Here is a 16,221-nt window from a genome sequence, read left to right as displayed (position 1 = left end):
TTATGGATGCTGCCGGCCCTTAGCGAAGCAGTATATTTGCATTCAATACGCAAAAATTGCAGTGACGTCCTGCAATTTTGCAGTTGGAACGAACATGCACTGGGATGATTTGAGAATCTTCCTCGCCGCAGCGCGATCAAGGACAGTTTCCGACGCCGCGCGCAAGCTCGGAATCGATGCGACAACGGTCAGCCGTAGGCTCGATCGGCTTTCGGGTGACTTGAAAAGCAGCCTTTTCGAATCGAATTCCTCTGGGCTGGTCCTCTCAAGCCATGGCCAGAAACTGCTGGTGCAGGCCGAGGCTGTGGAACATGCGATTGGAGTGGCGACCGGCACGCTGACGGGGGAGCGAAGCCGCCTCAAAGGTCTGGTGCGGATCAGCATGTCCGAAGGGCTTGCCACATGGATTGTTGCGCGCAACATGCCCAGCTTCAGGGAGTTGCACCCCGAAATCTCGCTCGAGCTTGTTACAACCAACGGCTTTCTCAACCCATCCAAGCGAGAGGCAGACTTGGCCATCACTCTTGCAAGGCCCGCACGTGGCCATCTGATCGCGAGCAAGCTTTCTGACTACAGGTTGGGATTGTTCGCTTCAAAGGACTATGCGCAGAGAAACGGAATACCCCAATCTGGCGAGGCGCTCAGCCAGCATCCGATTATCGGCTATGCCCCGGACTTCATCTATTCGGATGAATTGCGTTACCTTGCCGAGATCGGGAATAAGCTTGAGACAAGCTTGAGTAGTTCGAGCATCAACGTACAGCATGCCATGATCCATGCTTCAAGCGGCATCGGTGTCCTGCCCCTCTTCATTGGCCTGAGAGATCCGGACTTGGTTCGGATCCTCGAATCCAGTGCAGAAATCACCCGCAGCTTCTGGATGGTCGTCCATCAGGACTCGCGAAGAATTGCACGGGTCGCAGCGGTGGTTGACTGGCTGAAGGAAATTGTGCCGCGCGAGGTGGCAATGCAGTGAGGTATCGAAGTGCTCTGTTCGTTCATTTCTCATGCTTGATTTGGCCCGACAGGCTGATGCCGAATCCCGACTTGTCCGACGAGATAACCGGCACGTCGCCTAAGTCTCGAATAGTGGCCACTATTTGCCAATCCATCGTTGACAGAATATGTCTGCATTGAGACATACGCGTCGATCAGTCTATGCGACCGATCGGGAGATAAAAAAATAGTGGTCGACTCTGCCGAAGAAGAACAGGCGCTCTTTCCCGAGCGGGCGGGTGACAGGCTTCGCGCCGCGCGTACACGAGCGGGCCTTGATCTTTCAGATGTGGCCAGTCGAACCCGTATTCCGCTCCGCCATTTGCAGGCAATTGAAGCGGGAGACTATTCCTCATTTCCATCATCCACGTATTGCGTCGGTTTCGTCAAAGCCTACGCACGGGCCGTCGGTGAAGATGAAAAGGCGCTCTCCCAGCAATTGCGGATAGAGTTGGGCCAGGATGGCCGAGGATATCGCACCGAATTGCAGGACTATGATGATGCGGACCCGGCGCGCATTCCGTCGCGCACCCTCGCTTGGACCGCGGCCGCAGTCGCCGTGTTGCTTGCGATTGGCTACGGTGTCTGGCGGTCCATGCTGCTCAGTGGGCCGGATGTGGCCCCTGCGCCGGTTGTTGCTACTGCTCCGCCTCCCAGGCCAACTGCAGTGACAGCGCCAAGCACAAGCAGCGAAGTCGTCCTCACGGCATTGGAGCCAGTTTGGGTCCGCATCTATGACGCATCCGACAAGGTTCTTCTCGAGAAGGAAATGGCAAAGGGAGAGCGGTATGTTGTTCCCGCAGATGCCAATAATCCGATGATCCGCACAGGACGCGCCCAACTTATTGCCGTCACGATCAATGGATCGGCAGTGCCGACACTGGGGCCCGCAGAGCGCACTCTAAAAGACGTCGGGATTAGCGCTGCTGCTCTCATGGCGAGATCCGCCGCCGCTGTCGAAACGCCAGTCGCATCCACGGGCGCAGAGCCGCTGCAACAAGCAAAGCCCAAGCCCGTGCCCGACAAGAAGCAAGCCTTGGAAAAGAGCGAAGCTCCCGCTCGGGTTGCCCAGCCAAGGCCTCCGGCCCCTGCTCCGGTCACCACGACCAATGCAGCACCGTCGGCTTCAGAGACGGTGGCACCGTCAAACACAGCCACACCAACCCAACCACAGCCTTGATCGCAGCATTGTGGTGCGCCACAAGCTTGTTCGGCAAGCATAGAATGTCAGGACAGAGGAACCGCGATGCGTAAATTCACATTCGCCACGCTATTGCTAGCCAGTGTCGCAACTGGCCCCGTCATTGCGCAATCCGACCCGCTTGTTCAACGCGTCGGAAAGCTGGAAAAGGAAATGACAGCGGTCCAGCGCAAGGTTTTTCCCAACGGCGTCGCAATTGAGCCAGAAATTGGCAATGGAACACCCGCTGCGGCCGCAGGAAGCCCCGCAACCTCTCCCGTTGCAGATCTGACGGCGCGGGTCGATGCCTTGGAGTCCCAATTGCAGACTTTAACGGGCCAGGTGGAAACGAGCGGCAATCGAGTCAAAAAGCTCGAAGAGGCACTCGGCGCTTATGATGCACGTCTGAAGGCCCTTGAGAGCGCGGGCACTGTTGCTGCTGACACGAACGCAAACAGCACGGCACCTGCTGCCTCGATCAAACCCGCGACGACGGCGCCAAAGCCTGGCGGGGCAGCGAAGCCGGCTGCTGCCGTCGCAAAAGTTGATCCTGACCGGAAAGCCGCAATTGCCGCCGTTGAAATTCCGGCCACAGGTGACGCGATCGAAGATGCCTATACCTATGGCTTCCGCCTGTGGTCGGCAAAGCTCTACCCGGAAGCCCAAATGAAGCTGAAGGAATTTGTTGCGAAATATCCGACCCATAAGCGCGCCAGCTATGCACAAAATCTGCTCGGACGCGCCTATCTCGATGAAGGCAAGCCGGCCCTGGCATCTGTCGCCTTCTACGACAATTACCAGAAGATGCCCCGCGGCGAACGTGCTTCCGAGAGCCTCTACTGGCTCGGCGTTGCCCTGACCAAATTGAAAAAGCCGGCGGATGCCTGCAAGGTCTACAAGGAATTTGATGACGTTTATTCAGACAAGGCCAGCGCGGACCTGAAGTCCAAAGTCGCCAAAGGCAAAACCGATGCAAAATGCGCTGCCTGAGGCAGCGGTAGAACGGTTTAGAGGCGACCTTCAAAAGCTGATTCCCGCAGATGGTGCGAGGCTGGGTGTCGCAGTTTCGGGCGGACCAGACAGCCTTGCGCTGCTCCTCCTGAGTAATTGCGCCTTTCCTGGCCAATGCCATGCTGCCACAGTCGATCACCAGCTTCGCGCCGAAAGCCGGGCAGAAGCAGACTATGTCGGCAAGATTTGCGCTTCTCTTGGGATTCCGCACGCAACGCTCACCCCCGCAAAGCAGATTACAGGCTCAATCCAGTCCGCTGCGCGCGCAGAGCGTTACGTGCTTCTGGATCTATGGGCTGAACAGAATGGCTTGGATGCAATCCTGACTGCTCACCATGCCGATGATCAGGCTGAAACATTGCTCATGCGTCTCAATCGAGGTGCGGGAACGGGAGGACTGTCCGGTGTACGCGCAATAAATGGCCGCATTGTTCGCCCCCTGCTTAATTGGCGACGATATGAGCTCGCCGAAATAGTACGGCTGGCCGGAATTTCGCCTGTTCTCGATCCTACGAACAAAGATGATCGATACGATCGTGTGCGGATCAGAAAAGCCATAATGGGCGCAGGCTGGCTTGATCCCGTCGCCATGGCTCGCAGCGCGACGGCGTTGACCGAAAGTGATGCGGCGCTGGGCTGGATGGCGGACCGGCTATTTGCCGAGCGCGTGAGTCAAATGGACGAGTCCATTGTGCTGAACGATCCCTTGTCGCTCCCGTTGGAATTGCAGAGACGCCTGCTCATTCGCTGCATTCGAGCACTTGACGGGAGCTGGCGGGAGAACGGGCCTGACGTCCAGCGCCTTTCTGAAAAACTTCGGACTGGCGGCAAAGCCAGCATTGGCAGGCTGACCGTCCGGGCCACACCTGATTCATGGGAATTCACCCTTGCTCCGCCTCGCCGCAAAAACTGACCAATTCACCATTTCGTTGCATTGTTATTCACCAATTGTGCCCTATCTAGGGGTCCAGAAAGGTGTTTTGACGCGATGAACGACGATAAGGAACCTCAGGGCATTAACCCGATGATGAAGAGTCTGCTGATCTGGGCAGGCATCTTGCTCCTGATCGGGGTGTTCGTTTCGGTCTTTGATACGCGGTCGCGCGGTGCGAAATCCGATGCAATTGCCTATTCCGAATTCATCTCCAAGGTGGACGAAGGTTCCGTAAAGGAAGTTGTGCAGGCCGGCGATGTCATTTCCGGCAAGATGAGCAATGGGGATGCCTTTCACGTCTATGCCGTGAACGATCCGGGGCTGATCGATCGGCTTGAGCGTCGAAACGTTCGTTTTTCCGCGCGCCCGGAAGAAGGGCCAAGCGTCTGGATGGTCATGCTCTATCAGGCCTTGCCATTCATCCTGATCCTGGGCGTCGGCTTTTTCATCATGCGCCAGATGCAGAAAGGCGCCGGATCGGGCGCCATGGGTTTCGGCAAGTCACGAGCTCGTATGCTGACCGAAAAGCAGGGCCGGGTGACATTTGACGACGTCGCTGGCATTGATGAAGCGCGTGAGGAACTGCAGGAGATTGTTGACTTCCTGAAAGATCCTTCCAAATTTTCCAAGCTTGGCGGCAAGATCCCCAAGGGTGCACTGCTGGTCGGCTCTCCCGGCACAGGCAAGACCCTGCTGGCGCGCGCCATCGCTGGCGAGGCCAATGTGCCATTCTTCACGATTTCGGGCTCAGACTTTGTCGAAATGTTCGTCGGTGTCGGTGCCAGCCGCGTCCGCGACATGTTTGACCAAGCCAAGAAATCTGCTCCTTGTATTGTTTTCATCGACGAAATTGACGCGGTAGGCCGTCACCGCGGCGCAGGCCTTGGCAACGGCAATGATGAGCGCGAACAGACGCTCAACCAGCTTCTGGTTGAGATGGACGGTTTTGAGGCCAATGAAGGCATCATCATCATCGCCGCGACGAACCGACCTGACGTGCTTGACCCTGCCCTGCTCCGCCCGGGACGTTTCGATCGCCAGATTGTCGTGCCCCATCCAGATATTGAGGGCCGCGAAAAGATTCTTCAGGTTCACATGAAAAAGGTTCCTTTGGCGCCTGACGTCGATGCGCGAACAATTGCGCGCGGCACACCCGGCTTCTCGGGCGCAGACCTTGCCAATCTGGTGAACGAGGCCGCCTTGCTCGCCGCACGGCTTGGCAAGCGACTTGTGTCCATGGCGCAGTTCGAGGCCGCCAAGGACAAGGTCATGATGGGCACCGAATGGAAGTCTCTTGTCATGACCGACGATGAGAAGCGCATGACGGCCTATCACGAAGCGGGACACGCGCTCGTTACCTTCCATGAGCCTGCATCGGATCCGATCCACAAGGCAACGATCATCCCGCGCGGTCGCGCATTGGGTATGGTGGTCCGTTTGCCGGAACGTGACACCTATTCCTATCATCGCGACAAGATGTACGCCAATCTCTCGATCGCGATGGGCGGGCGCGTCGCTGAGGAACTGATCTTCGGTTACGACAAGGTTTCCTCTGGCGCCTCTGGGGATATCCAGATGGCAACCGGTCTTGCGCGCTCAATGGTCACTCAGTGGGGCATGTCTGACAAGATGGGTCCGCTGCAATACGAAGAGCAGCAAGGCGAAACCTTCCTCGGGTACTCGCAGACCCAGCGGCACAACATGTCCAACGAGACGGCTCAACTCATCGACAGCGAAATCCGCGCCCTCGTCGAAGGCGGGCATGCTCAGGCGACCAAGATCCTGAAAAAGAATATCAAGCAACTTCACACGCTGGCGAATGCACTCCTCGAGTATGAAACGCTGACCGGTGACGAGATCAATGCGCTGCTGAAGGACGGCACGCCGCCGGATCGCAGCGGTATCGATCATAACCAACCCAAGGCTTTGAAGGCTGGTGGCTCATCAATTCCCAAAACTCGGAAACGGGGCATTGGGGGTGCTGCAACTCAGGGCGCCTGATACCGTAAAGGGGGTGGCTAGCCTGTTACCCCCAAAGCGAGCAATATTATTCCAAACACGATCAGTACAAAAAATGCGATTATGAGCAGTGCCATCGTGCGCCAGAATGCCGCAAACAAGCCGATCTGATAAGCCCCCCTAAGCTGGAAGAACATGTGGGCGGGCGGTGCCAAAAAGATCAGAGGCACACGCCAAGCCGCAAGCGGGCCTAGCCGCCCGAGCACAGAAAGCAGAACAAGAAAAAGGCTCATGAACGAGAGAGAATAGGTCACGAAAATGGCATGATCGTAAGGTTTGAACTGGCGTCGAAACGCGAACAGCAGCCATACAAACGGGATCGAAATGGGGATAAGCGCCCAGCTAAACTTGTAGGCGTTCGATTGCATTTTGTAGAGCAATAGAGCAGGATTTTCGACAGCATGCTTCAAGGCTGCATCAAGTTCGGGAATTCCCAGATCAATATCGCCCTTGACGAGTTCAAGATCGCTCAGGCTGGCTCCAGCCGCCAGCTTGACCGCAGCTTCAAGATTCCTGGCATCTTCGCGCGCCCTTGCAATTTCTACCTTGGGAGCTCCAACCTTTTCGAGCGAGGCCAGTTTTGATTTCGTTTTGGCCAGTTCGGCCGACAAGGCAGCCTTGTCCAGGCGGACGCTATTCGTACCGGCTGGACCAGAGCCAATCGGCATGCCGACCCAGCTGAATGTTGCAAACATCAGGAAGACCGAGAACAGGAAGAGCGCCAAAGGTGACACAAAGCGAGCACGCTCCCCGTGCACATAGCGGCGGGTCAACTGACCTGGCCTGAAAAATAGAAGCGGCAGTGTCCGCCAGATTTTGCCTTCGAAATGCAGGATCGAATGGGTAAAATCATGCCAGAAGGCAGTAAGCGTGCGATGAACCCGGACAGATTGTCCGCAATCATGGCAGTGCCTGCTTATGACCTGAGCGCCACAATTAAGGCAATGGGCCTGCCCTTCCCCGCCGTGTTCGCCTGCTTCAGGCTCGATCGCACGTGCGATGAGGCCCCCCGTCACAAGATCTCCGGCTGCTTCGATTCCCCCCGCCATTAAGACACTATGCCATCACGCCAAACCGCTGTGAACCCGGTTCAGGCGGTGCCGGGGGCGTTTGCTGTAGCCACAACGCGTTCGATGAGCCCTTCATCGTGCGGGACCTGACCGTCAAGCATGAGCATCGCAAGTCCGTGGACTATGGCCCAGGACCGAACAAAATCGGCGCGTTGTATTTCTTCACTTGTGCCCGGAGCAGCCAAAGCCGCGATATTGCGCCGGAGCAGGCCGAGTCCTCCTCGTTCTTCCCCTGGAAAAGCGTCCTTTCCGTCGCGAGACTGTGCAGTCATCAAGCGAAACAAGGCGGGATTTTCCAGCGCGAACCGCACATATACCCGACCCGTCTCATCAAAGCCGGCGCGCCCGCCGCCCGCCGCTGCCTGCGCATCTCTCTGGCGCCGGGCAAGTTGAGAACCGCCTTCCATGGCGAGCGCTGCGAGCAACGCCTGCTTGTCGGGAAAATGGCGATAAACAGCTGTGGGGCTTACGCCGACATTGCGCGCAATTTCGCGCAGGCTCAAATGTTCGACATCACCTATGGTCAAGAGGCGCAATCCCTCCGCAATCAGCGCGGCGCGCAAGTCACCGTGGTGATAGCGGCTCCTTTCAATTTCCATGTTGACACTGTTATCATTGTCGATCATGTTGCCAGTGTAAACATATTCGAGTCTTTTTCAAGCAAGAGGAGCAAGTCCATGGCAAGCGCGGTCGAGACGCTGATCAGGAAGACAGTCAGCAAGGGCGTCGAGAAGATTGCTGAGTTCAACCGCGGTCGGTTACGAGAAGATGGAGAAAATCCCTTCCTTGTCGGCATTCATGCGCCAATGGCAGACGAGCGCACAATCACGGACCTTCAGGTTTCGGGCAGCATTCCGGCGGAGCTGGACGGGCGCTATATTCGAATTGGGCCGAACCCCGTTACACCACCGAACCCCGCCGCCTATCATTGGTTTACGGGCGACGGGATGGTCCATGGCGTCCGGCTGAAAGACGGCAAGGCGCTTTGGTATCGCAATCGCTGGGTGCGTTCGACGGCAGTCAGCGAAGCTTTGGGCGAAGCACCGGCACCAGGGCCACGCAATGGTTTTGACACTGTCAACACGAACGTGCTTGGCCACGCCGCTTCCACTTGGGCAATTGTGGAAGCCGGCGGATATCCGGTACGCATCGACGAAGAGTTGAACACGATTGCGCACGACCCTTTTGGCGGCACGCTCAAGGGAAGTTTTTCGGCGCATCCCCATCTCGATCCCGAAACCGGCGAGATGCATGCCATTTGCTACGAAGCGACCGACCAGAGCACCATCCGGCATGTCGTTGTTGATCGCACGGGCAAGGTCCGCCGTGAAGAACCCATATCCGTTACGGATGGTCCATCGATTCACGACTGCATGATTACGAAGAACTACGTCATCATCCTCGACTTGCCCGTCACCTTCTCGATGAAGACACTGCTTGCCGGGCACAATTTTCCTTATCGTTGGAACCCCGAGCACAAGGCACGCGTCGGATTGCTGCCAAGAGAAGGCAGAGGCGAAGACACGATCTGGTGCGATGTGGAGCCTGCCTATGTCTTCCACCCCTGCAACGCCTATGAAACGGAAGCCGGGCAAGTTCTGCTCGATGTGTGCGCGCATACAAACATGTTTGCGACTGATGCTCACGGGCCGGATTCGCAGCACACGCCATTTGAGCGCTGGACAATCGATCCGGTCAAACGTCAGGTACAGCGTTCCGTGATTGATCCGGACAGCCAGGAATTTCCACGGCCGAATGAAACTTTGATTGGGAAGCCATATCGCTTTGCCTACGCTATGGCCTTGCCAAGGGGCGGAGACCCCAGTTTCCTCTCGAACACGATGCTATACAAGCACGACCTAGTTGCCGGCACCCGAGAAACACATGATTTCGGTGCCAATCACGTGCCAGGAGAATTCGTCTTCGTGCCCAAGGCCGACGCCGTTGCTGAGGACGATGGCTGGTTGATGGGCTATGTCGTGAATGTAGAGAGCGACACGACGGATTTCGTTATCCTCAATGCGTCGGACTTTGCGGGTGCGCCACAAGCGATTGTTCACATTCCGCACCGCATACCGCCGGGTTTCCACGGCAATTGGGTCGCTGTCTGAATAAAGGCGGGCCGCGATTGAGGCCGATCTGGCTTCAATCGCGGTCGTGGCTCAGGCGCCCGGCGGGGTTACGAGACGTGGGCTGGCAGTCCAGCTGAAGCCGGAATACATTTTCAGTTGCTTCCCGTTGCCCAAATCACCGCCAGAACAGTTGAGCAGCAGGTCCACGCAATTGCTGGACCACATGTTCATAACTGTGCTGTCCCAAGCACCGAACCAGTCGGCATGGAAGGTCGTGCCGGGGGTCATCATTGTCCCATCGGCCATGACGTCGGATGACAGGTGCCACGGTTCTACAGCCGTTCCCTGACTGTACCATACCCCCATTGTGAAAGTTGGTATGACATAGGGATGGGTTGACGGGCACTGGGCATAGGATTGCCCGATGTAAGCCGAATAGGCGACGTGGCTGCGGTGATCGGCGCTGTCGAGGTTCTTGCCGTCCCAGCATTCAGGGGCGGATATGACAGCCCCTATCTTTGCCGTGACAGGGCAGTTCGCCTGTGCCGTGGGCAGGTCCTTGTAGTGACCGGGAATGGCTCCGGTCCCGTCACAGTTGAAATAGCCGGCGCCCGTTGGCTTGTCGGTCGTGTTGAGCATGTTGTAGCCGAACACGAAGCGCAGTCCGCGCGGCAGATCGACGCAGGCGACACCGATCTTGGCGCACAAGGGGTCGGTCTTGGGCCTGCGCTTGTAATAAACACTGACATAGTCGGGTTTGATGACCTGGCCCTTGTCATTCATCATCGCCGGCATCCAATAGGCCGAACGGTTGAGCGGACTGTTGCAGGTGGAACTGCCGGTGGTCCGCAAGCTCGTATAGGTCGAGTTCGCGTTCGCCAGCGTATTTCCGAAATACTGATGCAGGTGCGACTTGCCGGGCTGGCCCGGATAGACGATCGGATCGTCATAGGACAAATGGCTCGCGTTGCAGATGAAGCGGAATGCCCCCACCACATCAGGCAGGGCACTCGGCGGGATCGCCCCTGTACCCCAGGCCGCCACCAGCTCCGAATTCACATCGAAATTGCTTGGGATGTCGGAAAGCTGAACCGTCATCGGATCGTAAGATCCTGTCGGTGCGGGAGCAGGTGCAGGTGCGGGAGCAGGTGCGGGAGCAGGTGCTGGAGCAGGCGCTGGAGCCGGCTCCACGGCGGGTGCAGGAGGTGGGGTGAAGACAACCCGCCGCTTTCGCGCCTCGCTCACGATTGTTCCGGATACAATTGCCAAGGCAATGACCACTGCAGCCGCACGTTTTGACGACCCGATTTTCAATTTTGCTTTGTTCATGATCACAGCTACCCATGTGTCAAATGTTTGGATGAACCTGCGGGAAAAAAATTAAGCAGTCCCTAATTGCATCGGGACTTTGATGGTTTCCGGATCGTCAACCATTTCGGCTAGAATCGCTGTAATTCTGCCAATTTCGGGGAAATTCTGCGGGCAAAAGACCAATGGCGTGGATCTCTTATGCCCCAAGGTAATAATGCAGACTTGTCAAAATTTTGACGCGGCGAGTGCCGAAATATGAAAATGGTTGCTCGAAACGTTATGCCCTAGCGCTGAGCATTGCAGTCTCGAAATCCTTGCCTTTTGGAACAAATTTCCCCAAGGGCCACCGGCTATGAAGCAGAATTGGACCCCCGAGAGCTGGAAGCAGTGCGAAGCACGGCAGCTGCCAGCATACCCCGATCCGGCGGCGCTGGACCGGGCTACTGCAACCCTGGGAAATTATCCCCCGTTGGTGTTCGCCGGCGAAGCGCGAAATCTGACTGCTGACCTTGCCAAAGTCGTCGAGGGCAAGGCCTTTTTGCTTCAGGGCGGCGATTGCGCTGAGTCATTTGCGGAATTTCATCCGAACAATATTCGCGATACATTCCGTGTCCTGCTTCAGATGGCTGTCGTGCTGACCTTCGCGTCCAAGCTGCCGACTGTAAAGCTCGGCAGGATGGCCGGCCAGTTTGCCAAGCCGCGCTCTGCCGATTTCGAGGAAATAGACGGCGTCTCCCTGCCCTCCTATCGTGGCGATATCGTCAACGATATTGCCTTTGAGGAGGCTGGCCGCACTCCTGATCCGGAGCGGATGATCAAAGCCTATTCCCAGGCCGCGTCGACACTCAACCTTCTGCGTGCCTTTGCCGGGGGCGGTTATGCCAATCTCTTGCAGGTCCACGCTTGGACACATGATTTCATGGGCCGCTCTCCCTGGACAAAGAAGTTCAAGGACGTTGCTGACCGAATTGGCGAAGCGCTGGATTTTATGGAAGCGTGCGGGATCAACCCGGAAACCGTGCCTCAGCTCAAAGGGACCGATTTCTATACCAGTCATGAAGCATTGCTTTTGCCTTACGAGCAAGCATTAACCCGTCAGGACTCCTTGACCGGCCAATGGTATGACACTTCTGCTCATATGCTCTGGATCGGAGACCGGACGCGTTTCGAAGGTTCGGCACATGTCGAGTTCTTGCGTGGCATCGGCAATCCGATTGGTATGAAGTGCGGCCCGAGCCTTGCGCCAGATGCACTGCTGCGGATGCTGGACACCCTCAATCCCAAGCGGGTCCCAGGTCGGATGACGCTCATCACGCGCTACGGCCATGACAAGATCGAGGCACACCTCCCTGCAATAATTCGGGCTGTCAAGGCAGAAGGCCAACCCGTCGTCTGGTCCTGCGATCCGATGCATGGCAACGTTGTGAAGGCCGCCAACGGTTACAAGACCCGGCCATTTGATCGTATCCTTGCTGAAGTGCGCGGCTTCTTCGCCGTTCACCGGGCCGAGGGAACGCACGGTGGTGGAATTCATATCGAAATGACGGGGCAGAACGTCACGGAATGCACGGGTGGCGCGATGGATGTGTCTGAGCAGAGTCTGTCGGACCGTTACCATACCCATTGCGATCCGCGTCTGAATGCCGGCCAGTCACTTGAACTGGCCTTCCTGTTGGCAGAGATGCTCAATCAGGAAATGTCGGACCGCAAAGCGGCAGCCTGATAAGCATCCCTTGGCCAAGCCACTGCAAGCATGATTGAGGCGGGCGGCGGTCACGGGGGGATGAATCCGCCGCCCGATGGCCCATGATGACAAGCGGGCCACGTCTGGAATTCGAGCGGGGCGCTACGCAGGTTACAACCTGAGAAACAGGTTCGCTTGATTATGTGGCACTGGCGCGCGATCACCCGACCTTGACGGCTGACCCGGCGCGGCATAAGCCCTGCCCGCTTCATAGGCCCCTTCGTCTAGCGGTTAGGACGCGGCCCTCTCACGGCTGAAACACGGGTTCGATTCCCGTAGGGGTCACCAGTTTTGGGCATTGCTCCGTGCAGATGGCGACCGTCAAACCACCGCGACCAGAGACAGGACCCTGTCTGCCCATTCCCGCCTGCATATGAGCAGGTCAGGCATATAGGTATTGCGCTGGTTGTAGATCAGCGGCGAGCCATCAACCCGGCTGACGTGGAGGCCGTGGGCAGCAGCAACAGCTGCGGGAGCGCAACTGTCCCATTCATATTGTCCGCCAGTATGGAGGTAGATTTCAGCTTCTCCGCGCACGATTGCCATGGCTTTTGCACCAGCGCTGCCCATTGGAATGAGTTCAGCGCCGATCTTTTCGGATACAGTTACCGCTTCGGCGGCAGGCCGCGTCCGACTGACCACCATGCGGGGCGTTTTAGCGGCTTCTGGCAGTGGTCCGGGCTGGTCGCTGCGCAGGACAAGATCGAGCCCGGGCAAGGCCACAGCACCGATCGCCGGCACTCCGTCAATTGCCAAGGCGACATGGACAGCCCAATCCGACCGAGACTCTCCAAATTCGCGTGTTCCATCGATCGGGTCGATGATCCAGACGCGCGATTTGGCCAAGCGTACGTCATTGTCCTTCTCTTCCTCGGAGAGGAGCCCATCGTCCGGGCGCTGTTCGCGCAGGGCATGAACCAGGAATTGATTGGCCGCCGCATCGCCCGCATTGCCGAGGGCCTTCTGGCTCAAAACGCCGCTCGCCCGCATCTCGATCAGGAGGCGACCAGCCACTTCGGCCAGATGCGCAGCGAGTTCGGCGTCGTTCATGGCGTCTTCCTCATTTCAACGGCAGAATTGCGCGAATGATATGTTCGGCCGCCTCGACAGGAGTCATTTCGACCGTGTTCACGCGGATTTCCGGGTTGATCGGCGCTTCATATGGGCTGTCGATGCCCGTGAAATTCTTGAGAGCTCCAGACCGCGCCTTCTTGTAAAGACCCTTGACGTCTCTGGCTTCCGCGACTTCGAGCGGCGTATCGACGAATATTTCTATGAACTCGCCTTCAGGCAGCATTGCGCGCACCATATCCCGTTCTGCACGGAACGGAGAGATAAACGCGGTCAAGACAATAAGGCCGGCATCAGTCATCAACTTGGCAACTTCACCGACGCGGCGGATATTCTCGATGCGATCAGCTTCCGTAAACCCGAGATCCTTGTTGAGCCCATGACGGACATTATCGCCATCAAGCAGAAACGTATGGCGGTTCATCAGGTTGAGCTGCTTTTCCACTTCGTTGGCAATTGTCGACTTGCCTGACCCCGAGAGGCCAGTGAACCAAAGGACCCGCGGCTTCTGGTTCTTGAGGTTCGCATGCTCTTCGCGACCAATGTCCGTTGCCTGCCAGTGGACGTTCTGTGCGCGGCGCAGGGAGAAATGCAGCATACCCGCACCGACGGTTCGGTTGCTGATCTTGTCGATCAGAATGAAACCACCAAGCGTCCGGCTCTGGACATAGGGCTCGAACACAATCGGCTTGTCGGTTGCGAGCTCGGCTACGCCGATGGCATTCAGTTCGAGCGTCTTGGCCGCAAGATGCTCCATCGTGTTGACATTGACGGTATACTTTGGCTGCTGGACGGTAGCGGAGACCATCTGTGTACCCAGTTTCAGCCAATAAGACCGCCCGACAATCAGCGCGTCGTCATCCATCCAGACAAGGGTTGCCTCGAACTGATCCGACACTTCCGGCGGTGCGTCTGCAGTAGAAATCACGTTTCCACGCGAGCAATCGACCTCGTCCGCAAAGCATACTGTGACCGATTGTCCCGCCACCGCTTCTTCCAGTTCGCCGTCTAGCGTGACGATCTTGGTCACGGTGGAGGTCTTGCCCGATGGCAGGACCCGGATCGCATCCCCCGGCTTGACTGAGCCGGTTGCGATCAGCCCGGAGAAACCCCGGAAGTCGAGGTTTGGCCGATTGACCCATTGCACAGGCAAGCGAAAGGGCTTGGTCTGGTCCGCTGTGTTGTCGAGCTCGACCGTTTCGAGATGCTCGATAAGTGGCTTGCCGGTATACCATGGCGTGTTGGCACTGTTCGTTGTGATATTGTCGCCCTTGAAGCCCGAAATGGGCATGGCGGTAAAATCCTTGATGCCTATTTCGGCGGCAAAGGTCGCATAGTCCCGCACAATGGCTTCGTATTTCGCCTGATCATAATCGATCAGATCCATCTTGTTGACGGCCAGAACGATATTCTTGATGCCGATGAGGTTGCACAGATAAGAATGCCGCCGCGTCTGGACGAGAACACCCTTGCGCGCGTCGATCAGGATAACGGCAAGGTCGGCCGTCGATGACCCGGTGAACATGTTGCGCGTGTATTGTTCGTGGCCCGGGCAGTCGGCGACGATGAACTTGCGCTTTTCGGTCGCGAAAAAGCGATAGGCGACATCAATGGTGATGCCCTGTTCGCGCTCTGCTGCAAGGCCATCCACGAGCAACGCGAAGTCAATCTCCTGCCCCTGCGTGCCGACCCTTTTGGAATCTGCCTGAAGGGCTTCGAGCTGGTCCTCGAAGATCATCTTTGAGTCGTAGAGCAGACGCCCGATCAATGTCGACTTGCCGTCGTCCACGCTGCCGCATGTGATGAAACGCAACAGGCTCTTGTGCTGATGGGCTTCCAGATAGGCGTCAATATCCTCGGCAATCAGGGCTTCAGCCTTGTAGATATCCCCAGACATCAGAAATATCCCTCCTGCTTCTTCTTCTCCATCGACGCATCGCCGCCATCCTTGTCGATCACGCGACCTTGCCGTTCCGATGTGGTGGTGAGCAACATTTCCTGGATCACTTCAGGAAGCGTCCGGGCATCGCTCTCAACGGCACCGGTAAGCGGGAAACAGCCAAGGGTGCGGAAGCGAACAGAGCGGATATCGGTTTCGAGCTTGCGACCCAGGACCTTCTCAACCCGCTCCAGATCGTCAGCCATGAACAATTGACCGTCCCAGACATAGGTCGGGCGAGGCGCGCTGAAGTAGAGCGGGACAATCGGAATGTTGTTCAAATGAATATATTGCCAGATATCGAGTTCGGTCCAATTGGAGATCGGAAAGACCCTGATACTCTCCCCCTTGGCCTTTCGCGCGTTGTAGATGTTCCAGAGTTCTGGCCGCTGATTCTTCGGGTCCCAGCCATGTGTTGCCGTGCGGAACGAGAAGATCCGCTCCTTAGCGCGGCTTTTTTCCTCATCGCGCCGCGCGCCGCCAAAGGCAGCGTCAAAGCCGTAATGATCGAGCGCCTGCTTCAGCCCTTCCGTTTTCCACATGTCTGTATGCAAGGGTCCGTGCTCGAACGGATTGATTCCCCGCTCCTTTGCCTCGGGATTCTGCCAGACGAGCAATTCCATTCCAGCATCCTGCGCTGATTTCTCTCGCAGGGCATACATGTCTTTGAACTTCCACGTCGTATCGACATGAAGGAGTGGAAAGGGCGGCGGGCTCGGATAGAAAGCCTTGCGCGCAAGATGCAGCATCACGGCCGAATCCTTGCCGACACTATAGAGCATGACCGGTTTTTCGGCCTCCGCGACCACCTCACGCATGATATGAATGCTTTCGGCTTCAAGCCGCTCAAGATGCGTCAAAATGCGAGTCATTT

Annotated in this window: 13 protein-coding genes and 1 tRNA gene; 8 read left to right on the top strand and 6 right to left on the bottom strand. The window is 57.1% G+C overall.

Annotated features, from left to right (window positions below; genetic code table 11):
- The first annotated feature begins 94 nt into the window (after window positions 1-94).
- The 5 genes from K0O24_RS10405 to ftsH all read left to right on the top strand — a co-directional run bounded on the left by K0O24_RS10405 (window position 95) and on the right by ftsH (window position 6,122).
- Window positions 95-976 carry a LysR family transcriptional regulator gene (locus tag K0O24_RS10405; RefSeq protein WP_219892693.1) on the top strand — a complete coding sequence of 294 codons (882 nt, stop codon included), beginning with the start codon at window positions 95-97 and terminating at the stop codon, window positions 974-976.
- Window positions 977-1,186: 210 nt separating this feature from the next.
- A complete protein-coding gene (locus K0O24_RS10400; protein ID WP_219892692.1) occupies window positions 1,187-2,176 on the top strand; it encodes a helix-turn-helix domain-containing protein in 990 nt (329 codons plus the stop codon).
- Between the two features lie 66 nt (window positions 2,177-2,242).
- Window positions 2,243-3,166, top strand: coding sequence for a tol-pal system YbgF family protein (locus tag K0O24_RS10395; RefSeq protein ID WP_219892691.1), 924 nt, complete (start codon window positions 2,243-2,245; stop codon window positions 3,164-3,166).
- Entirely contained in the window at window positions 3,147-4,100 is a 954-nt protein-coding gene (gene tilS / locus K0O24_RS10390; RefSeq protein ID WP_219892690.1) for a tRNA lysidine(34) synthetase TilS, read from the top strand. The genes K0O24_RS10395 and tilS overlap by 20 nt, the downstream gene beginning before the upstream one ends.
- Window positions 4,101-4,175: 75 nt before the next feature.
- A complete protein-coding gene (gene ftsH / locus K0O24_RS10385) occupies window positions 4,176-6,122 on the top strand; it encodes an ATP-dependent zinc metalloprotease FtsH (RefSeq protein ID WP_219892689.1) in 1,947 nt (648 codons plus the stop codon).
- 17 nt (window positions 6,123-6,139) lie between these two features.
- Here the strand turns inward: ftsH and K0O24_RS10380 are convergent, their stop codons facing one another.
- On the bottom strand, window positions 6,140-7,189 hold the full coding sequence (locus tag K0O24_RS10380; RefSeq protein ID WP_219892688.1) for a DUF3667 domain-containing protein: 1,050 nt from the start codon (window positions 7,187-7,189) through the stop codon (window positions 6,140-6,142).
- A gap of 41 nt (window positions 7,190-7,230) precedes the next feature.
- Window positions 7,231-7,836 carry a TetR/AcrR family transcriptional regulator gene (locus K0O24_RS10375; RefSeq protein ID WP_219892687.1) on the bottom strand — a complete coding sequence of 202 codons (606 nt, stop codon included), beginning with the start codon at window positions 7,834-7,836 and terminating at the stop codon, window positions 7,231-7,233.
- Between the two features lie 51 nt (window positions 7,837-7,887).
- Here K0O24_RS10375 and K0O24_RS10370 point away from each other — a divergent pair, with 51 nt between their 5' ends.
- Window positions 7,888-9,321, top strand: coding sequence for an 8'-apo-carotenoid 13,14-cleaving dioxygenase (locus K0O24_RS10370; protein ID WP_219892686.1), 1,434 nt, complete (start codon window positions 7,888-7,890; stop codon window positions 9,319-9,321).
- Between the two features lie 51 nt (window positions 9,322-9,372).
- Here the strand turns inward: K0O24_RS10370 and K0O24_RS10365 are convergent, their stop codons facing one another.
- The gene (locus K0O24_RS10365; RefSeq protein WP_219892685.1) at window positions 9,373-10,611 is read right to left on the bottom strand and encodes a DUF1996 domain-containing protein; all 1,239 of its coding nucleotides are present in this window, start codon (window positions 10,609-10,611) and stop codon (window positions 9,373-9,375) included.
- Between the two features lie 334 nt (window positions 10,612-10,945).
- Between K0O24_RS10365 and K0O24_RS10360 the strand changes: the two genes are divergently transcribed.
- Both K0O24_RS10360 and K0O24_RS10355 read left to right on the top strand, forming a co-directional pair.
- Entirely contained in the window at window positions 10,946-12,316 is a 1,371-nt protein-coding gene (locus tag K0O24_RS10360) for a class II 3-deoxy-7-phosphoheptulonate synthase (protein ID WP_219892684.1), read from the top strand.
- A gap of 234 nt (window positions 12,317-12,550) precedes the next feature.
- Window positions 12,551-12,625 (top strand) — tRNA-Glu (locus K0O24_RS10355).
- Between the two features lie 33 nt (window positions 12,626-12,658).
- Here K0O24_RS10355 and K0O24_RS10350 read toward each other — a convergent pair.
- From K0O24_RS10350 to cysD, 3 genes are read right to left on the bottom strand one after another with little or no spacing between them, the layout of a single operon-like run.
- Window positions 12,659-13,387 carry a 3'(2'),5'-bisphosphate nucleotidase CysQ gene (locus tag K0O24_RS10350; protein WP_219892683.1) on the bottom strand — a complete coding sequence of 243 codons (729 nt, stop codon included), beginning with the start codon at window positions 13,385-13,387 and terminating at the stop codon, window positions 12,659-12,661.
- A gap of 10 nt (window positions 13,388-13,397) precedes the next feature.
- A complete protein-coding gene (cysN, locus tag K0O24_RS10345; RefSeq protein WP_219892682.1) occupies window positions 13,398-15,305 on the bottom strand; it encodes a sulfate adenylyltransferase subunit CysN in 1,908 nt (635 codons plus the stop codon).
- Window positions 15,305-16,219, bottom strand: a complete 915-nt coding sequence (cysD, locus tag K0O24_RS10340; protein WP_219892681.1) for a sulfate adenylyltransferase subunit CysD — start codon at window positions 16,217-16,219, stop codon at window positions 15,305-15,307. The genes cysN and cysD overlap by 1 nt, the downstream gene beginning before the upstream one ends.
- Window positions 16,220-16,221: the final 2 nt, after the last annotated feature.

This window comes from Aquisediminimonas profunda (assembly GCF_019443285.1).
Classification (GTDB): Bacteria; Pseudomonadota; Alphaproteobacteria; order Sphingomonadales; family Sphingomonadaceae; genus Aquisediminimonas; species Aquisediminimonas profunda.
The sequence above is the reverse complement of the archived record's forward strand: the minus strand, read 5'-3'. Positions and strand labels throughout refer to the sequence as shown.